The following is a 14,793-nucleotide window of genomic DNA, read 5'->3' as shown; positions in this document are numbered from 1 at the left end:
GAGGTTCGGTCGTCGGTGGCCAGGCCCGTTCGACGACGCCGATCCGATGCGATCCTCGCCTGGTGGCGCGACGACGTCAGCGACGATCGGCACCCGTAGAGGTAGTGCCGGGCCCCTGGCCCTGCGCACTCGCAACCCGCATTGCCCGCTCGCTCGAGACGGTCGTCGCGCTCGCCCCGCTGCGATCTTGGGGCGGCAGCCGCCCGTCAATCGTCGGACAGGCCGTCGGAGTCGTCGGGCGGACCGCCGACGGCCGTCAGCGCGTCCCTCAGACGCCGCGCGAGAGCCTCTTCACCGGGCGGAAGACCGCCGAGGAGCGCGCGCATCAGCCCATCGAGGGCGGCGGGTCGCAGGTCCGGTCGTGCCTCCGGGCCCTTACGCATGTAGATCGTCTCGACCGTACCGTCCGCGCGCGTCACCCGCAGGCACTCCAGGTCGCAGCCGGGCTCGCCGAAGACGCGCGCGTCGCCGAGCTGGAGAGCGGCGGCCTCGGCGATCGGCGCGAGTTCATCCAAATGGCCATCGGCCAGGGACACCCGGCGAGGGTTTCCGAGACCCACGTAGAGCACGTCGCCGGGCCCCCACTGCAGGAACAACTCGCCGGCGCGGCAAGAGCGCAGCTCGAGGCCGATGGTCCCAGCGGGGACCGGCTCCCCCACTCGCGCGACGGCCGGCAGCTCGCGCGCAGGACCGTCGATCAGTGCCCGGACCCGCTCGGTGATGGTCGCGATGGCCGCTAAATTTGTCGGATCGTCCGGGGGAAGCTGGGGCTGGTAGCCATCCAGGTCGCCGAGCACGCCGCGCAGCACCCGCGCGGCCTGGAAGCGCGCGATGCGGCCCGTGTCGATGTCGAAGAAGTGGTCGGCGCGGCTCAGCTCCTCGAGCGGGTAGCGCAGGACCCAGGTCGCACCGCGCGCGTAGAGCTGCTCTGCCGCGGCGCGGCGCACGCGGTCGTCTTCATCGCGCAGGGCCTCGGTCAAGGGACGCTCGCCCGCGTCCCCTTCCCAAGTCCCGACGGCGCTGAGGGCCGCCACGCGCACGGCGGCGAGGCGATCCTGGGTCAGGTCCAGGAAGCCCTCGCGCTCGCGCTCCAGGGGTGTGATCGCCAGGGACCGCGCCGCCGCCGGGCGCCAGGGGAAGTCGGCGTCGGCGGCCGCCTCCCAGAGCTTGGCCCGCAGGCGGGGTTCGTCGAAGCGCGCCAGGACCTCGACCAGGTCCGTGCCCAAGTGGGCCATGTCCGCCGGGCCTTCGCCGCACTCGGCGAGCAGCCGCTCCGCCGCGGCGGCGCCCATGCGCGTCAAACGATCGGCCGCCTGGGGGCGCACGGCGGGCGCGCCGTTCATGGCCAGGTCGACGAAACGGTCGAGCTTGGACTCGAGCTCCGCCTGCTCGGTGGCGACTCCCCCGTCGGAGGCTTCCTGGTGGGCCGGCGCCAAGCGCCAGGGCCAGGCCGCGAAGACGAGCGCCAGGACGGTGACGAATGCGGTCCGCATGGTCTTTCCGGGCTGCATCACGCTACTACGGCGCGGCGATCGCGCGCGTTGGTTGCGCCGACGTCAAGGACGAGCGTGCGGCTCAGAAGACCCGGCCGCGGATGCGATAGAGGCTCGTGACGAAGCCGTCCTCGTCCGTGCGCTCGCCGACGTTGAAGCGACCGAGGATCTCGAACTGACCGGGCTTGGGCTCGGTGGTGTCCTCGCCGAGGGAGACGTCGATGAAGTGGTGGGGCATCAGGCGTCCGACGCACTGGCAGGCGTCCGAGACGAAGGGGAAGCGGCTGGTCTCCTCGGTGATGCTCATATGCATGTAGCCGCGGATCAGCACCAGCTTGCCCGACAGGTCGGTGATCGACGCGGGCAGGTCGGCGCCCGGCTCCCACTCGATCGAGGTCAGGGTCATGATGTCGACCTCGGTGACCTCTTCCAGGGCGCAGACCTGATCGAGGGTCAGGTCGGCTCGTAGCGGGTCGCTCGCGCCCGGCACGGCGAGTGCCGTTCCGCCGGAGAGGTTCAGTGCCGCAACCAGGGTCACGGCGCCAGCGAGGGACAGGGCTCGAGTGTTCTTCATCACCACAGCTTCTCCACCTTGTCGGACTGCATGCGATAGAGGCTCGTCACGTACCCCCAGTCGTCCAGCTCCTCGCCCACCGAGAAGTCACCCGTCACGCGCACCACGCGGTAGGCAAAGTACTCCACGCCCTCGTCGTCGGTGAGCGACACGTCAACCCACTCGTCGAGCATCGGCATGCCGCCGAAGCAGCAGCCGGGCGGGTAGGGCGACAGCACGAAGGCCGTGACGCGGTTGCCGCTGAACTCGAGGGGCATCATGAACCCCTCCAGGGCGACTCGCTCGCCGTCGAGGGAGGCGATCTCCTCCGGGAACAGGTCGGCGGCGTCGCGCTGCTCGTCGTCGTCACCGTCGAGCACGGCCGGCGGCACGTAGTCGGGCAGCATCAGGTCGTCGAAGGCGACCAGCTCGACCCCCTCCTCGAGGGGCAGGTCGGAGGCCCCGCTGCCGGAGGAGTAGGCCCCCATGGTGTGCTCGCGCCCGGGCAGACCCGCCAGGGGAATGATGTCGTCGCCCCCGCCGGCGGCTTGATTGGTGTCCGGCGCGAAGAGATCCGCCGCCGCCGCACCACCGCCCTCGGCAGGGCTCGCCTCACCGGCCGTGTCGGAGGACGCCAGCGCGTTCGAACCCTTGGCGGAGGTGCCTTCGATCGTGGAATCGGGCCTCTGGGACGTCGCCACCGGGACCTCGACCGCGTCGAGCCGCGTGCCCACGAGCATCGGCGGGAGGTCATCGCGCTCGAAGCTCTGATCCTCGTCGTGCTGGGTCAGGAGGCCCGCACCGAAGACGAGGCCGGCGATGCCCACGGAAGTGAGTAGGACTATCGGGATCAGACGCATGTTTCGATCAGTTGGGGGAGGCTCGCCAGTCTAATCACCCTATCGCCCTGCTCGGGGCCGGGATCGAGGGCTGCGATCCGGACCCGGGCGCATTTCGGCACCAGGAGGGGCCGAATCACCCATGGGGACCCCGGCTGTCTCGCCAGGTCGGTCCCGGGACACCGAGCCCCGCCTCAGCGCGCGCCCCCGAAGCTGAGGTCGGTGTATCGGGCCCCCCGCACCTCGATCGCGGGCAGGGAACCCACCAGCCCGGTCAGACCCACCAGGCGGGGGTCCTGGACCTTGAACTCCGACGTGTCCCCCACCGTCTCGCCAGTCACCCCGTGGGCGACGGGGGCCAGGGTGAACTGAACGGGGCCTTCGGGCAGCTCCAGGGTCAGGTCGATGCCCGCCGCGGACAGGCGCACGGGCTGCTCAGCGTGGGCCCCGAGGGCGAAGAGGGTCAGGGTGCCGGCCTCGGCGTCGAGCAGCAGCTCCACGTTGGCCTCGTGGTCCCCCAGCTCCACCAGGAGCCCGCCGTGGGGCGCCGCGTGGGTGTGACCGCCGCCCTCCGAGCTGTGGTCGTGGCCGTCGCCCTCGTGGTGAGCGTGGTCGCCGCATCCGGCGAGTCCGAGGGCCAACACGAGGCCCAGTGCGGTGATTCGATCGAAGTTCATGGTTCGGTCCAGCTTGACCCGGCGGGCGGGCGGCGTCGCTCAGCTCTGGGGCACGAGGTTCTCGGCCACGTCGGTCTTGTAGGCCTTGAGCGCGGGCAGCAATCCGGAGGCCGCGCCGAGGGCGACCATCCCGAGGGGCGCGGCGACGAAGATCGGATGCCAGGCCAGCACGTTCAGGTGCACGCCGGTGCGCGAGCGCACGATCTCGGCCACCGCCATGCCGATCGCCAGGTAGACGACCAGGCCGACCAGGCTACCGAGGCCCGCGATGGCTCCGGCTTCGAGCACGATCGCGCCGAAGACCGTCGAGCGCCGGGCACCCAGGGCGCGCAGGATCGCGAACTCCCGGCGCCGCTCGTTCATCGTGTTGTAGATCGACGCCAGGATCGAACCGGCGGCGACCGCGACCACCAGGTACGCGATCACTTCGAGCACCCGGTTGACCCAACCGAGCTTGTTGAAGATGTCGCCCATCACCGCTTGGACGGGATAGGCGAGGGTCGCGATCTTGCCCTGGCGATTGATCAGTTGGGACAGGCGGAAGCCCGTGCTGCGGTTGCGGAAGCCGAGCAGCACCGCGCTGACCTCCTTGTGCTCGTCGGGGATGTCCACGCCGGCCTCGGCCTCGAACTCCTCCCCGGTGCCGCGCAGCTTGTGACCGCCCATGCGGAAGATGCCCTCGATCGGAATCCAGAGCACGCGGTCCAGGGGCGTCCCCGTGGGCTCCAGCACACCGACCACCAGGTACCGCTCGTCGTGCACCACCCCACCGTCGGCCCCGACGCCGACCCCGTGGGTCGGATTGAAAGAGTCGCCGCGCTTGAGCCCCGTGCGCTCGGCCACCGTCGAGCCGATCACGGCCTCGCGGTTGCGCGGGTCGAAGATCTGGTGCCCACGGCGCACGGCGAGGGTCGAGCCGTCGCCGAAACGCAGGTCGCGGAACACATCGGTCGTCGTGCCGACCACGCGGAAGGTGCGATAGCTGTCCCCCACCGCGTAGGGGATCGCGAAGCGCACGCCGGGATCCTCCGCGACCTCGCGGTACAGACTCCAGGGCAGGTTGCCCGGACTGGTCTCGAGGTGGTAGATCGAGTTGAGCACGAGCTGCACCTCGCTGCCGCGCGCGCCGAGCACCGCCTCCACGTCGAGGTCTCCGGCGGTGAACGAGCGCTCCGCCTGCTGGCTCACGTTGAACACCGCCATCACCAGGGCGATGGCCAGGGCCGTGGAGGCGACGGTGACCGCGGTCGAGAGGGCGTGCTGCCGCAGGCTGCGGCGCACCATCAGGAGCAGCGTGCCGAAGAGCTTCACGAAGCGTTCCCCCCGACGGTCGCGCCGGCCACGACCGCGCCAGCCGCCGCGCGGTTGATCTGCGCCAGGTCGACCACCCGCTCGAAGCGATCGAGGATCGAGCGGTCGTGGCTGACCAGCAGCAGGGCCGCGCCGTGCTCTCCGCACAACTCGCGCAGCATGTCCAGGGCCTCCAGGGCGCGGACCGGGTCGAGGTTGCCGGTGGGCTCGTCCGCCAGCACCAGCCGCGGCCGGTTGGCGAGGGCCCGCGCCAGGGCCACGCGCTGCTGCTGGCCAACCGAGAGCTGCCGGGGCCGGTAGTCGAGGCGATCGCCGAGGCCGAGCCGGGCGAGCAGCTCGCTGGCGAAGGCGCGGTCCGGCCCGGGGCCGAAGGCCATGCCGAGGGTCACGTTCTCGAGCGCCGTATAGCCCTGCAGCAGGTTGAAGGTCTGGAACACGTAGCCGATGGTCGCCGCGCGCAGGGCGTCGCGCTGGGACTCGGAGAGCTGAGCCAGGTCCGTGCCCTCCAGGCGGATCGAGCCCGAGTCCGGCGTCAGGATCCCCGCGATCGCATTGAGCAGCGTGGTCTTGCCCGACCCGGAGCTGCCGGCCATCGCGACCTGCTCGCTCGCGCCCAGGGTGAATTCCGGCACGTCGAGCACGACCTGCACCGTTCCGTCGGGCGCGCGGTAGCTCTTCTTCAGGTCTCGCAGCTCGAGCAGGGCCATGGATGATCGTCGAGGCGGGCGTCCGGTTGGACGCGGGGAAGGGGCGATAGCTCCGCGCTCAACCGTCAGGGAGAAGCGCGGGGGCAGGATACGGCTCGGGTCGTGGGGCGCGAGGATCCAATCGGACCGGGGCACTCGCGAGGCGTCGAGCCCGGAGACCGCAGCCGAGCTCGACCGCGCAGCGTCCGACCACGCGCCCTTGCTCGAATCCAGCGCTACGGATAGACCTGGCCCGTGTGAGCCGCCCAACCCCGATCATCGCAGTCCTCTTCGTCGTCACTCTCCTGGCCGCCGTGTTGGCGGTGATCTCGACAGCCTCGGCCTTCTCCGGGCGCGAGGCCCCCGCCGAGGGGCGAGATCCCGTGGCGCCTCCCGGTCCGCCCGCGCAAGAGAGCGGCGACGACCGAGACAGCGCCTCCGCGGACCTGGCAGCCATCGGCGCGGTCCTCGACGACTTCCACGCCGCCGCCGCCGCCGCCGACTTCGAGCGCTACTTCGGGCACCTGGCGCCCGGCGCGCTGTTCGTCGGCACCGATGCCGCCGAGGTCTGGACGGTCGAAGAGTTTCAGGCCTACGCCAAGCCCCACTTCGACGCCGGCCGCGGCTGGACCTACGCTGCGCAGAATCGCCACGTGGACCCCATCGGCGGCGACGGCGCCGCCTTCTACGAGGACCTGGTCAGCGCCAAGTACGGCCACCTGCGCGGTTCCGGCGCGTTGGTTCGGATCGACGGTGAGTGGCGGATCGTGCACTACGTGATGAGCTTCGCGGTGCCCAACGAGTTGGCGCCCGAGCTGGTCGAGCGCACCGCGAGGCTCGCCGCCGAGGGCGAGGCGGGCAGCGACGGAGCCGGCGATCGCGGAGCCGGCGGCGGCGAGTAGACGCCGAACGCGCAGCGCCCCTGCGTGCTTCGACGCCTCGGGGCATCGGTCACGCAGGGGCGCTGCGAGGGGCCGTCCGGACCCGCTCCGCTCGGCCTAGAAGTAGCGGCCGAGGTTCGTCGTCATGCCGACGAAGAGGATGAAGTCGTCCGCGTCCGCGTTGAGGCCGAGGCGGACGCCGCCGTCGACGACCACGAACTCGCTGAGCTTGTACTGCGCGTAGGCCGTGCCGAGGAACGGGTTCTCGCCGATCTCGGGCTCGTAGATGACCGCGGTCTCGAGGCCCAGGTTCCACAGGTCGTCGTAGGCCCAGGTGCCGCCGAGCGAGAAGGTGTGCTCGGTGTCGTTGTCGCCGGGGACCGCGGTGCCGAGGATGCCGAGCTGGTAGAAGCCCGTCAGGCCCAGGCGCCCGAAGGTGCGATCGGCGATGATGGCGCCGTAGAAGTCGACGAAGCCCGAGCTGATGAAGGGCTCTTCCTCACCCGCCGGCAGGCTGGTGCTGAGCTGGATGGCCGTGGCCGGCAGCTCCTCGGTCTCGTCCATCAGGCGCTGCTTCCAGCCGAGGCGGACGTCGCCCGGGCCCTCGACATCGACGCCGCGCGCATCGATGTTCTGGTAGGGCAGCCAGCCCACGAAGAACTCGGAACTCTCGGAGAGACCGATCGACACGCGGGTCTCGAGCCCGTAACGGTCGCTGGGGTCGAGCTCGGCGCCGGCCTCGATCTCGAAGGAGCCGAAACCGGTGGTCCGAGTGTCGTTGCTGAAGGTGGGGCGCTGGGGGGTAACCGGATCGCGGGCAACGCCCATGGCCGAGCAGCCGGAGAGGAGGGCCAGGCCGGCGGCGCCGGCGGCGGCGGTCAGGGAGCGGTTGGCGTCGAGGATCATCGCGGGACTGCCTGGAGTGTCGGGGGCTCGAGCACGGGACGCTGGAGCGGATGTCGTGAGTGCGGGCAGGATCGCCTGTCCGCGTGCGGTCGATTCGAGGGACCCGGCCGGGGTCCGCCTCCCCGGAGGCGAGCCGGGGGACCGGCGCCGGACGAGGGGGGCGAAGACTCTACGACACGGCCTGGCCCGATCGATGGTCGAAACGAGGCCGGAACCTGGCGGCGAACGGAATGGACTCGTTCCGCCCGCAGGAGGGCCCGGAGGGCCACGACCCCCGCCCATCAAGCGGGGTAGACTGTTGCGCCTCTTCTCCAACGCTCCCCGCCCCCCGCCCCGCCTGGGCCCCTGCGCACGGCGCGACGCCGCCCCCCACCGACGCCCATGTCCGAGCAGACCGCCACCCAGAACCGCAAGCAAACGGCGCTCATGAAGCGCCTGGCCCGGATTCACGAGCACAAGGACTATCCCAAGGCCTTGGAGCACGTGCCGCCCACCGAGGAGGACCTCGAGGCCGCGGCGCGCAGCACCAGGCGCGGAGCCATGCTGGCCGTCGTGGCCGCCCTCGTCGGCGCGCTCGCGGTGACCCGCGAGGGCCTCGCCGGCCAGGTCGTCTTCGGCGCCATCGCGATCGCCGCCGCGGTGTTCGCGGCCCGGGCGTTCCTCGCGGGCGGCAAACAGCGCTCGGAGGTCCTGGCCCACGGCCTCGAGCGCCGCGCGGCGCTGGTCGCCGACCGCCGCAGCGAGACCACTGCGAGTTGGGCCGGCGGCCGCACGACCTACTACTTCCAACTCGAGTTCGACAACGGCGAGAACGGCGAGTTCCGCTATCCCGGCCGCGGTGTCCAGGACGACCTGTTGGTCAAGGGCAACACGGGCGTGGCCTTCCTGCGCGGTCGCACGTTGATCGCCTGGAAGAACATCAAGGTCTGATCGGCCAGCCCGTGCGACTCCCCCTCGCCAGCGACGGCGGCTCCGAGCCGCTCTACGTCTACGCCGCCCCGTCGCGCCGCGCCGGTGGCGTGGTGCTCGGCATCGATCTGAGCCAAGCCCGTTGCAACTGGGCCTGCACCTATTGCGACGTCGAAGGACTGAGCAAGGGTGAGGGTCCCGAGATCGACCTCGAGCGCCTGCGCGCCGAGTTCGACGCCGCCCTGAACCGCGTGACCCAGCTCGACGGCGGCCCGGCGACCCTGGAAGAGTTGGCCGGGGTGCACTTCTCGGGCAACGGCGAGCCGACCCAGAGCTTCCAGTTCCCCGACGCGGTCGAGGTCGTCACCGACGTGCTCGCGGCCCGCGGACTGCAGGGCGCGGTGCGCCCGGTGCTGTTGACCAACGGCTCGAAGTGCAGCGATCGACGCGTGCGAATCGGGCTGGCCCGACTGGCCGAGTTCGGCGGCCACACTTGGCTCAAGCTCGACAGCGCCACCCGCGAGGGTCAGCGCTCGATCTGCGACAGCGACCTGATCCTGCGCCACGTGCGCAACTACCTGAAGGTCGCCGCGGAGACCATGCCGACCTGGCTGCAGACCTGCGTCTTCGAGCGCGGCGGCGCGCCGAGCCTGGACGAGGCCGAGCGCGAGGCCTACGTGGCCTTCGTCCGCAACCTCGTCATCTCGCGCGTGCCCCTGGCCGGGGTGCAGATGGTCGCACCCGACCGGCCCGTGGCCGGCGCGGGGGCAGGCACGATCACGGCCCCCGAGCGGGGCTGGGTCGAGGCCCTCGCCGAACAACTGCGCGCGCAGTTGCCGGTCGAGTTGTACCTGTAGCGGCGCGAGCTCGCGGCAGCAGCGTCGCCGAGCTGCACGTCGCTGATCTGCAGCGCCTACTCGAGCGCGCTGGCGGCGGCCGGGTCGAGCAACAGCTCGAAGTCCTTGTGGCCGACCATCAGCGAGAGCGGATGGGCCGGATCCGGGTCGGGCAGCATGGCCTGCTCCACGAGCTCGGCCTTGTCCTCGCCGAAGGCGTAGACGCGCACCCGCTTCGAGCCGCGGATCGACGCCGGGCCGAGGGTCAGGGCCCGCGCGGGCACGTCGAGACCTCCCAGGGACGAGCTGACGTCGGCGCGCAGGGCGTCGGACAGATCGACCACTCGCGTGCGCGCGTTGAGCGGCGTGCCGGGCGCATTCAGACCGAGGCTCCCGTCGGAGCGCAGTGGCACCAGCATCACGTCGACCGGACCCTCGTTCTTGAGCCACTCCTCGCAGGCCGCGCAGTGGGCCTCGAGTGCCTCGCCCTCGAGCGAGCCGTCCAGTTGGAAGCGGTGCTTGGCCTGGGCCGGCCATCGACCGAAGAGGCGCTCGTCCAGCCAGCGCCCGATCGAACCCGGTGAGCCGGGCGCGAATCCCATCAGCTCCTCGTGCACGATCGTGCGCACGCCGGAGACCGCCAAACCGCCCTTGGTCTCGTCCACCGACATCTCGACGATCTTCTGGTACAGCATCCCCAGGGAGTCGGCGGCCGAGAAACCGAGCACCGCGTCCGCGCGCTGGTAGCGGCGGGTGCGGACCCAGTTGGCCATCTCCCGCGCAGCCGACTCGGCCGCGTCGGCAGCGTCGTCGAAGACGAAGGTCTTGAGGGGCAGGAACTCGATCTCTCGTTTCACGGGGCTTTGCTGATCGGGGTCGGGGGAGCCGAAGGCGGGGCGGCCGGCATTCTACGGGCTGGGCCGCCTCGGATCCGCCTGCTCGATCGATCGCAGGCAGGCCGGGGGTAGCCACCGCCGGCGCAGCGCCGATCGGATGGGTCGAGGAGCTCGCGACACGTGCGGCTGGAACGGCGCGCCGCGCTCAGGGGACCGGATCGACCCCGAAACCCAGGGGCCGCACGCCACTGCCGATGTCCGGGCCCGCCTCGATGGCCGCGACCACATACTTGATCGCCTTCTCCACGGCCACGGGCACCGACTCGCCGACGGCCAGGCGCGCCGCGACCGCGGCGCTGAGGGCGCAGCCCGTGCCGTGGACATTCGGCCGATCGACCCGCCGATGGACGAAGGTCCGCTCGCCGTCCGGGCCCACCAGAACGTCCACGGCGTCGCCGTCTCCGGGTCGATCGGCCCCGGTCACCAGCACCCAGCGGGTGCCGCGAGCGCGCAGTTCCTGGGCCGCGGCCTGGAAGTCGTCGATCGACTCGAGGGTGCGGCCCACCAGGCGACCGGCCTCGTGCCGGTTGGGCGTGATCAGCGTCGCGCGCGGCGCCAGGCGCTCGGCGAAGGCGGCCACCGCCTCGTCGTCGCCCAGGGAGTCGCCGTGCTTGCTGACCAGGACCGGATCGGTGACGACGGGCAGGTCGAGTTCGTCGAGCAGGTCGGCCACCGCTCGGATCGCGGCACCAGCGCCCAGGGATCCGGTCTTGATCGCGGCGACGGGGAAGTCCTCGAGCACGGCCCGCGCCTGCTCGACGATGAACTGCGGATCGACGAACTCCACGCGCCTGACGCCGACGGTGTTCTGGGCGGTCAGGAGGCTGACGGCCGTGGTTCCGAAGACCCCGTGGCGCTCGTAGGTCTTCAGGTCCGCCTGCAGGCCCGCGCCGCCGGAGGAGTCGGAACCGGTGATACTGAGGACGACGGGGGGCTGGGCGTCAGGCATCGGGTGGGGCTCGCGGGGGACGGGGGCTTGGATGCTAGCCCCGTCTGCCCCGACCCCGCCACCCGCGCCTGGTCGACCTCCCGATTCGGGTCCGGCGTACGGTCCTGTCGAGCGCGGCTCAGGCGCGGCGCGAGCCCGCGGCGCGTCCCTTGCCCCCGCCCGCGCCACGTCCCTTGCCACCGCGTCCCTTGCCACCACGTCCCTTGCCACCGCGTCCCGCGGAGACGGCCGGACGCGAATCGTCCGCGGCGCGCCAGCTGGCCGGCGGCGGCGTTTGCTTGATCTCGAACAGGAAGCGCGAGGGGTGGCACTCCACGTAGCCGCCGGCGCGGGCGCGCTTGGTGCAGTAGGACAGCACCAGGCGTTCGCGCGCGCGGGTGATGCCCACGTAGGCCAGGCGCCGCTCCTCCTCCACGCGGTCCTCGGCCACCGAGCGTCCGTGGGGCAGGATGCCCTCCTCGAGACCGACGAGGTAAACCGTGCGGAACTCGAGGCCCTTGGCCGAGTGCAGGGTCATCAGCTTGACCACGTCGCGGCCCTCGTGCTTGTCCTTGCTCGACTCGCCGTTGTCGAGGGCGAGCTCGGTCAGGAAACGCCCCAGCGAGGGCTTCTTGCGCCGTTTGACGTGGGCGCGGGCGTAGCGGACCAGCTCGTCCACCGCCGACCAACGCTGGGTCTGGGTCAACTCGTCGGGATAGGTGCGCTCGACCTCGGAGCGGTAGCCGACCAGCTCCAACAGAGTCTCGATGCGCGAGGGCAAGTTGTCCTCGGGCTCCGGCTCGACCCACTCGGCCAGGTTGGCGCGCAGGGCCTGGGCGGCGCGCACGGCGGCCTTCGGCAGGCCCTCGATCTCGTCGGCGCGGTCGAAGGCGGCGCCGACGGTGATGCCGTTCGCCGTCGCGAACTCGAGCGTGCGGTCGATCGACTTCTTGCCGATGCCCCGCGGCGGTCGGTTGAGGATCCGCAGCAGTGCCGCCTCGTCGTCGGGGTTGAGCGCCGCGCGCATGTAGGCCAGGACGTCCTTGACCTCCTTGCGATCGAAGAAGCTCATGCCGCCGATCAGCACGTAGGGGATCGCCCGCGCGCGGAGCTGGGCCTCGATCGCCCGCGGCTGGATGGCCGTGCGGAACAGCACCGCGAAGTCCGAGTAAAGGGACCGCCGCTCGCGCACCTCGGTCTCGATCTGCAGGCAGATGTGGTCCGCCTCCCCCACGTCGTCCTCGGCCGCGAAGCCCTCGACGGGCAGGCCGTCGGGCAGGTGCGCGCGCAGGGTCTTCTCGTGGCGGGTGGTGTTGTTGCGAATGACCTTGTTGGCCGCCTCGAGCACCTGGGGCGTGGAGCGGTAGTTGGTCTCCAGCTTGACCAGAGTCGCGCCGCGGAAGTCCTGCTCGAAGCCCAGGATCTTGCGCACGTCGGCGCCGCGCCAGCCGTAGATGGCCTGGTCGTCGTCGCCCACCGCGCAGATGTTCCCGTCGGGCCCCGCCAACAGCCGCAGCATCTCGTACTGGGCCTCGTTGGTGTCCTGGTACTCGTCCACCATCACGTACTGATAGCGGTCGCGCAGGAGCGAGCGCATGTCGTCGTGGTCGCGCATCAGCTCGACCGTCTTGACCAAGAGGTCGTCGAAGTCCAGCACCCGCGAGCGGCGCAGCCACTCCTCGTAGGCGGCGTAGGCGCGGGCCACGAGCTCCTCCTCGTCGTCGCGCACGCTCGAAAGTGCCCGCGCGGGGGGAATCAGGAGGTTCTTGAGCAGCGAGATGCGCCCCTGGAGAGTGCGCGGCTGCATCGCCGTCTCGGCCACGCGCAGCTCGCGCAGCACCTGCTTGACGCCCGAGAGCTGGTCCGCGGCGTCGCACAGGGTGAAGCGCGGCGGCAGGCCGATGCGTTCGCCGTGCTCGCGCAGGACGGCCAGACAGAAGGAGTGGAAGGTGCCGATCGTGAGCGCCTCGGCGCGGTGCTCGCCGACCATGACCTGCAGGCGCTCGCGCATCTCCTCGGCGGCCTTGTTGGTGAAGGTCACCAACAGGATCGAGGTCGGGTCGACCCCCTGGGAGAGCAGGTACGACGCGCGCACGGTGATCACGCGCGTCTTGCCCGACCCGGCGCCGGCCAGCACCAGCAACGGTCCGACCACCGTGCCGACCGCTTCGCGCTGCTGCGGGTTGAGCCCGTCGAGCGTGGCTTGGAGCTGCGGATCGACCATGGGGTGACGGCCGCCCGTTGGGCTGCGCGAGCGGCGGATGATACGTTCCGCGCCCTGGGCCGGCGAGCATCCCATGGCCCGACTGCAAGCCACTGCGCCGCCCGCGAGTCACTCGCCTCGAACACCACGACTTATGGCCGACGATTCCAAACCGACGCTGCTCGAACGCATCGTTCTCGAACCTGCGAAGAGCGCGACTGCGTGCGTCATCTGGCTGCACGGCCTGGGCGCGGACGGTCACGACTTCGTGCCGATCGTGCGCGAACTGGGCCTGCCGACCGAGCTCGGCGTCAGGTTCGTCTTCCCCCATGCGCCGGCGATCGGCGTGACGATCAACGGCGGCATGGTCATGCCCGCCTGGTACGACATCCTCGGCATGGACTTCGAACGCCGCGAGGACGAGGCCGGTGTACTGCTGTCCACCCGCCGGCTGGAAGCCTTGATCGCCGATCAGCGGGCCCAGGGCATCGCCTCGGAGCGCATCGTCGTCGCGGGCTTCAGCCAGGGCGGGGCGATCGCCTTGCACGCGGGACTGCGCCACGCGGAGCCCCTGGCCGGGATCATGGCGCTGTCGACCTATATGGTCCTGGGCGAGAGCCTCGAGGCGCAGGCCAGCGAGGCCAACCGGGGGGTGCCGATCCTGCAGTGCCACGGCAGCCAGGACCCGATGGTGCCGATCGGTCGCGGCCAGGCGGCGCGGGAGCGCATGGAGGCGCTGGGCTACGCCGTCGAGTGGCACAGCTACCCGATGCAGCACCAGGTCTGCGCCGAGGAGATCGACGAGGTCGGGCGTTGGTTGCGCCGGGTGCTCGCCTGACGCTTGCGAGGTAGGCGTTCGTACGGTGCCAGGCACCGGACGAACGCCTACCTCGCACCAATCGATCACCCGTCACGCCAAAGGCCCCCACGCCGAAGGCCCCCCCATCACGCCAAAGGCCCACCGCCACGGGTCGTGACGGCGGGCCTTCGATGGTCAGCGCAGGGCGGACTCACCCGCCCCAGAGCTCAGAGCTTGCGCTCTTTGTGCTCGGTGTGCTTGCGGCAGAACTTGCAGTACTTGGCCTTGGCGACTTTGTACGCAGCCTTGAGCCGCTTGTGCGTGGTGTAGTTCCGGTTGCTGCACTCGCCACAGACGAGCCAGACGTAGCGTTCTTTGATCTTCACGATTCAGTACCTCGTGGCTCTCAGGCTTCGACCGCGGTGCGGCCGGTGCCGCGGACGGCCTTGACGAGCGGGAAGCGCATCTTCTTGCCGTTGCGCTCCAGGTTGATCATCCCGGTCTTGATGACCTTGGTCGACAGGCGCAGGCGCTCGACGCTGCCGTCGGGCATCACGACCCGGACCTTCTGGATGTTCGGCTTGAACTTGCGCTTGGTGTGACCGGTGATGTTCAGACCAATCCCGCCGACCTTCTTGGGAAGGCCGCGGCGGGAGATGCTGCCACCGACGCGGGTGCGCTTTCCTGAGCTTTCGCAGACGCGGGCCATGGGATGTCTCTGGTCGAGCTGAGTGCGTGGACTCGTGGGCGCGGGGGACGCTTCGCAGCGTTCCGCTGGGCGGTGCCGGCGCGACTGCCCGGCGAATAGGGCCGCGTAGCTTACCGGCGACGCCGCCGGGGACAACCCCGTAGGGCCGCTCCTTGGCCGGCGCCCCG

General features: G+C 70.9%; 16 protein-coding genes. 4 read left to right on the top strand and 12 right to left on the bottom strand.

Annotated elements, in window-relative coordinates; genetic code table 11:
• Nucleotides 1–206 precede the first annotated feature (206 nt).
• The 6 genes from Pla133_RS04900 to Pla133_RS04875 all read right to left on the bottom strand — a co-directional run bounded on the left by Pla133_RS04900 (nucleotide 207) and on the right by Pla133_RS04875 (nucleotide 5,580).
• A complete protein-coding gene (locus Pla133_RS04900; RefSeq protein ID WP_145063051.1) occupies nucleotides 207–1,493 on the bottom strand; it encodes a HEAT repeat domain-containing protein in 1,287 nt (428 codons plus the stop codon).
• Nucleotides 1,494–1,575: 82 nt separating this feature from the next.
• Nucleotides 1,576–2,067, bottom strand: a complete 492-nt coding sequence (locus tag Pla133_RS04895; RefSeq protein WP_145063049.1) for a hypothetical protein — start codon at nucleotides 2,065–2,067, stop codon at nucleotides 1,576–1,578.
• Nucleotides 2,067–2,906, bottom strand: a complete 840-nt coding sequence (locus tag Pla133_RS04890) for a DUF3299 domain-containing protein (protein WP_145063047.1) — start codon at nucleotides 2,904–2,906, stop codon at nucleotides 2,067–2,069. The genes Pla133_RS04895 and Pla133_RS04890 overlap by 1 nt, the downstream gene beginning before the upstream one ends.
• A gap of 173 nt (nucleotides 2,907–3,079) precedes the next feature.
• Complete coding sequence (locus tag Pla133_RS04885; RefSeq protein WP_145063045.1) at nucleotides 3,080–3,562, bottom strand: hypothetical protein; 483 nt, start codon at nucleotides 3,560–3,562, stop codon at nucleotides 3,080–3,082.
• A 39-nt stretch (nucleotides 3,563–3,601) separates the two neighbouring features.
• Nucleotides 3,602–4,873: an ABC transporter permease gene (locus tag Pla133_RS04880; protein ID WP_419192143.1), complete on the bottom strand. Its 1,272-nt coding sequence runs from the start codon at nucleotides 4,871–4,873 to the stop codon at nucleotides 3,602–3,604.
• On the bottom strand, nucleotides 4,870–5,580 hold the full coding sequence (locus Pla133_RS04875; RefSeq protein ID WP_145063043.1) for an ABC transporter ATP-binding protein: 711 nt from the start codon (nucleotides 5,578–5,580) through the stop codon (nucleotides 4,870–4,872). Before Pla133_RS04875 ends, Pla133_RS04880 begins: the two co-directional genes overlap by 4 nt.
• Nucleotides 5,581–5,816: 236 nt before the next feature.
• Between Pla133_RS04875 and Pla133_RS04870 the strand changes: the two genes are divergently transcribed.
• Nucleotides 5,817–6,461, top strand: a complete 645-nt coding sequence (locus tag Pla133_RS04870) for a nuclear transport factor 2 family protein (RefSeq protein WP_419192142.1) — start codon at nucleotides 5,817–5,819, stop codon at nucleotides 6,459–6,461.
• A 96-nt stretch (nucleotides 6,462–6,557) separates the two neighbouring features.
• On the opposite strand, the gene Pla133_RS04865 is transcribed toward Pla133_RS04870, so the two are convergent.
• Nucleotides 6,558–7,346: a hypothetical protein gene (locus Pla133_RS04865; RefSeq protein WP_145063039.1), complete on the bottom strand. Its 789-nt coding sequence runs from the start codon at nucleotides 7,344–7,346 to the stop codon at nucleotides 6,558–6,560.
• A 381-nt stretch (nucleotides 7,347–7,727) separates the two neighbouring features.
• Here Pla133_RS04865 and Pla133_RS04860 point away from each other — a divergent pair, with 381 nt between their 5' ends.
• A complete protein-coding gene (locus tag Pla133_RS04860; RefSeq protein WP_145063037.1) occupies nucleotides 7,728–8,276 on the top strand; it encodes a DUF2500 domain-containing protein in 549 nt (182 codons plus the stop codon).
• A gap of 11 nt (nucleotides 8,277–8,287) precedes the next feature.
• Nucleotides 8,288–9,112: a radical SAM protein gene (locus Pla133_RS04855; protein WP_145063035.1), complete on the top strand. Its 825-nt coding sequence runs from the start codon at nucleotides 8,288–8,290 to the stop codon at nucleotides 9,110–9,112.
• A gap of 56 nt (nucleotides 9,113–9,168) precedes the next feature.
• Here Pla133_RS04855 and Pla133_RS04850 read toward each other — a convergent pair whose 3' ends face one another.
• The 3 genes from Pla133_RS04850 to Pla133_RS04840 all read right to left on the bottom strand — a co-directional run bounded on the left by Pla133_RS04850 (nucleotide 9,169) and on the right by Pla133_RS04840 (nucleotide 13,139).
• Complete coding sequence (locus tag Pla133_RS04850) at nucleotides 9,169–9,948, bottom strand: sugar phosphate isomerase family (protein ID WP_145063033.1); 780 nt, start codon at nucleotides 9,946–9,948, stop codon at nucleotides 9,169–9,171.
• Nucleotides 9,949–10,132: 184 nt separating this feature from the next.
• On the bottom strand, nucleotides 10,133–10,936 hold the full coding sequence (gene thiD, locus Pla133_RS04845) for a bifunctional hydroxymethylpyrimidine kinase/phosphomethylpyrimidine kinase (protein ID WP_145063031.1): 804 nt from the start codon (nucleotides 10,934–10,936) through the stop codon (nucleotides 10,133–10,135).
• A gap of 118 nt (nucleotides 10,937–11,054) precedes the next feature.
• A complete protein-coding gene (locus tag Pla133_RS04840) occupies nucleotides 11,055–13,139 on the bottom strand; it encodes an ATP-dependent helicase (RefSeq protein WP_419192141.1) in 2,085 nt (694 codons plus the stop codon).
• A gap of 133 nt (nucleotides 13,140–13,272) precedes the next feature.
• On the opposite strand from Pla133_RS04840, the gene Pla133_RS04835 reads away from it, so the two are divergent.
• Nucleotides 13,273–13,956: an alpha/beta hydrolase gene (locus Pla133_RS04835; protein WP_145063027.1), complete on the top strand. Its 684-nt coding sequence runs from the start codon at nucleotides 13,273–13,275 to the stop codon at nucleotides 13,954–13,956.
• Between the two features lie 188 nt (nucleotides 13,957–14,144).
• On the opposite strand, the gene rpmG is transcribed toward Pla133_RS04835, so the two are convergent.
• The gene (gene rpmG / locus Pla133_RS04830) at nucleotides 14,145–14,297 is read right to left on the bottom strand and encodes a 50S ribosomal protein L33 (protein WP_145070742.1); all 153 of its coding nucleotides are present in this window, start codon (nucleotides 14,295–14,297) and stop codon (nucleotides 14,145–14,147) included.
• 26 nt (nucleotides 14,298–14,323) lie between these two features.
• On the bottom strand, nucleotides 14,324–14,626 hold the full coding sequence (rpmB, locus tag Pla133_RS04825; RefSeq protein ID WP_145063025.1) for a 50S ribosomal protein L28: 303 nt from the start codon (nucleotides 14,624–14,626) through the stop codon (nucleotides 14,324–14,326).
• Between the last annotated feature and the right edge of the window lie 167 nt (nucleotides 14,627–14,793).

This window comes from Engelhardtia mirabilis (genome assembly GCF_007748095.1).
GTDB lineage: Bacteria > Planctomycetota > UBA1135 > UBA1135.
This window is presented reverse-complemented; position numbering and strand designations above follow the sequence as displayed.

Excerpts from the sequence above, each read along its gene's own strand:
- Pla133_RS04900 (WP_145063051.1), bottom strand. The coding sequence starts at position 1,493 with ATGCGGACCGCATTCGTCACCGTCCTGGCGCTCGTCTTCGCGGCCTGG.
- Pla133_RS04895 (WP_145063049.1), bottom strand. The coding sequence starts at position 2,067 with ATGAAGAACACTCGAGCCCTGTCCCTCGCTGGCGCCGTGACCCTGGTT.
- Pla133_RS04890 (WP_145063047.1), bottom strand. The coding sequence starts at position 2,906 with ATGCGTCTGATCCCGATAGTCCTACTCACTTCCGTGGGCATCGCCGGC.
- Pla133_RS04885 (WP_145063045.1), bottom strand. The coding sequence starts at position 3,562 with ATGAACTTCGATCGAATCACCGCACTGGGCCTCGTGTTGGCCCTCGGA.
- Pla133_RS04875 (WP_145063043.1), bottom strand. The coding sequence starts at position 5,580 with ATGGCCCTGCTCGAGCTGCGAGACCTGAAGAAGAGCTACCGCGCGCCC.
- Pla133_RS04865 (WP_145063039.1), bottom strand. The coding sequence starts at position 7,346 with ATGATCCTCGACGCCAACCGCTCCCTGACCGCCGCCGCCGGCGCCGCC.
- Pla133_RS04860 (WP_145063037.1), top strand. The coding sequence starts at position 7,728 with ATGTCCGAGCAGACCGCCACCCAGAACCGCAAGCAAACGGCGCTCATG.
- thiD (WP_145063031.1), bottom strand. The coding sequence starts at position 10,936 with ATGCCTGACGCCCAGCCCCCCGTCGTCCTCAGTATCACCGGTTCCGAC.
- Pla133_RS04840 (WP_419192141.1), bottom strand. The coding sequence starts at position 13,139 with ATGGTCGATCCGCAGCTCCAAGCCACGCTCGACGGGCTCAACCCGCAG.
- Pla133_RS04835 (WP_145063027.1), top strand. The coding sequence starts at position 13,273 with ATGGCCGACGATTCCAAACCGACGCTGCTCGAACGCATCGTTCTCGAA.
- rpmB (WP_145063025.1), bottom strand. The coding sequence starts at position 14,626 with ATGGCCCGCGTCTGCGAAAGCTCAGGAAAGCGCACCCGCGTCGGTGGC.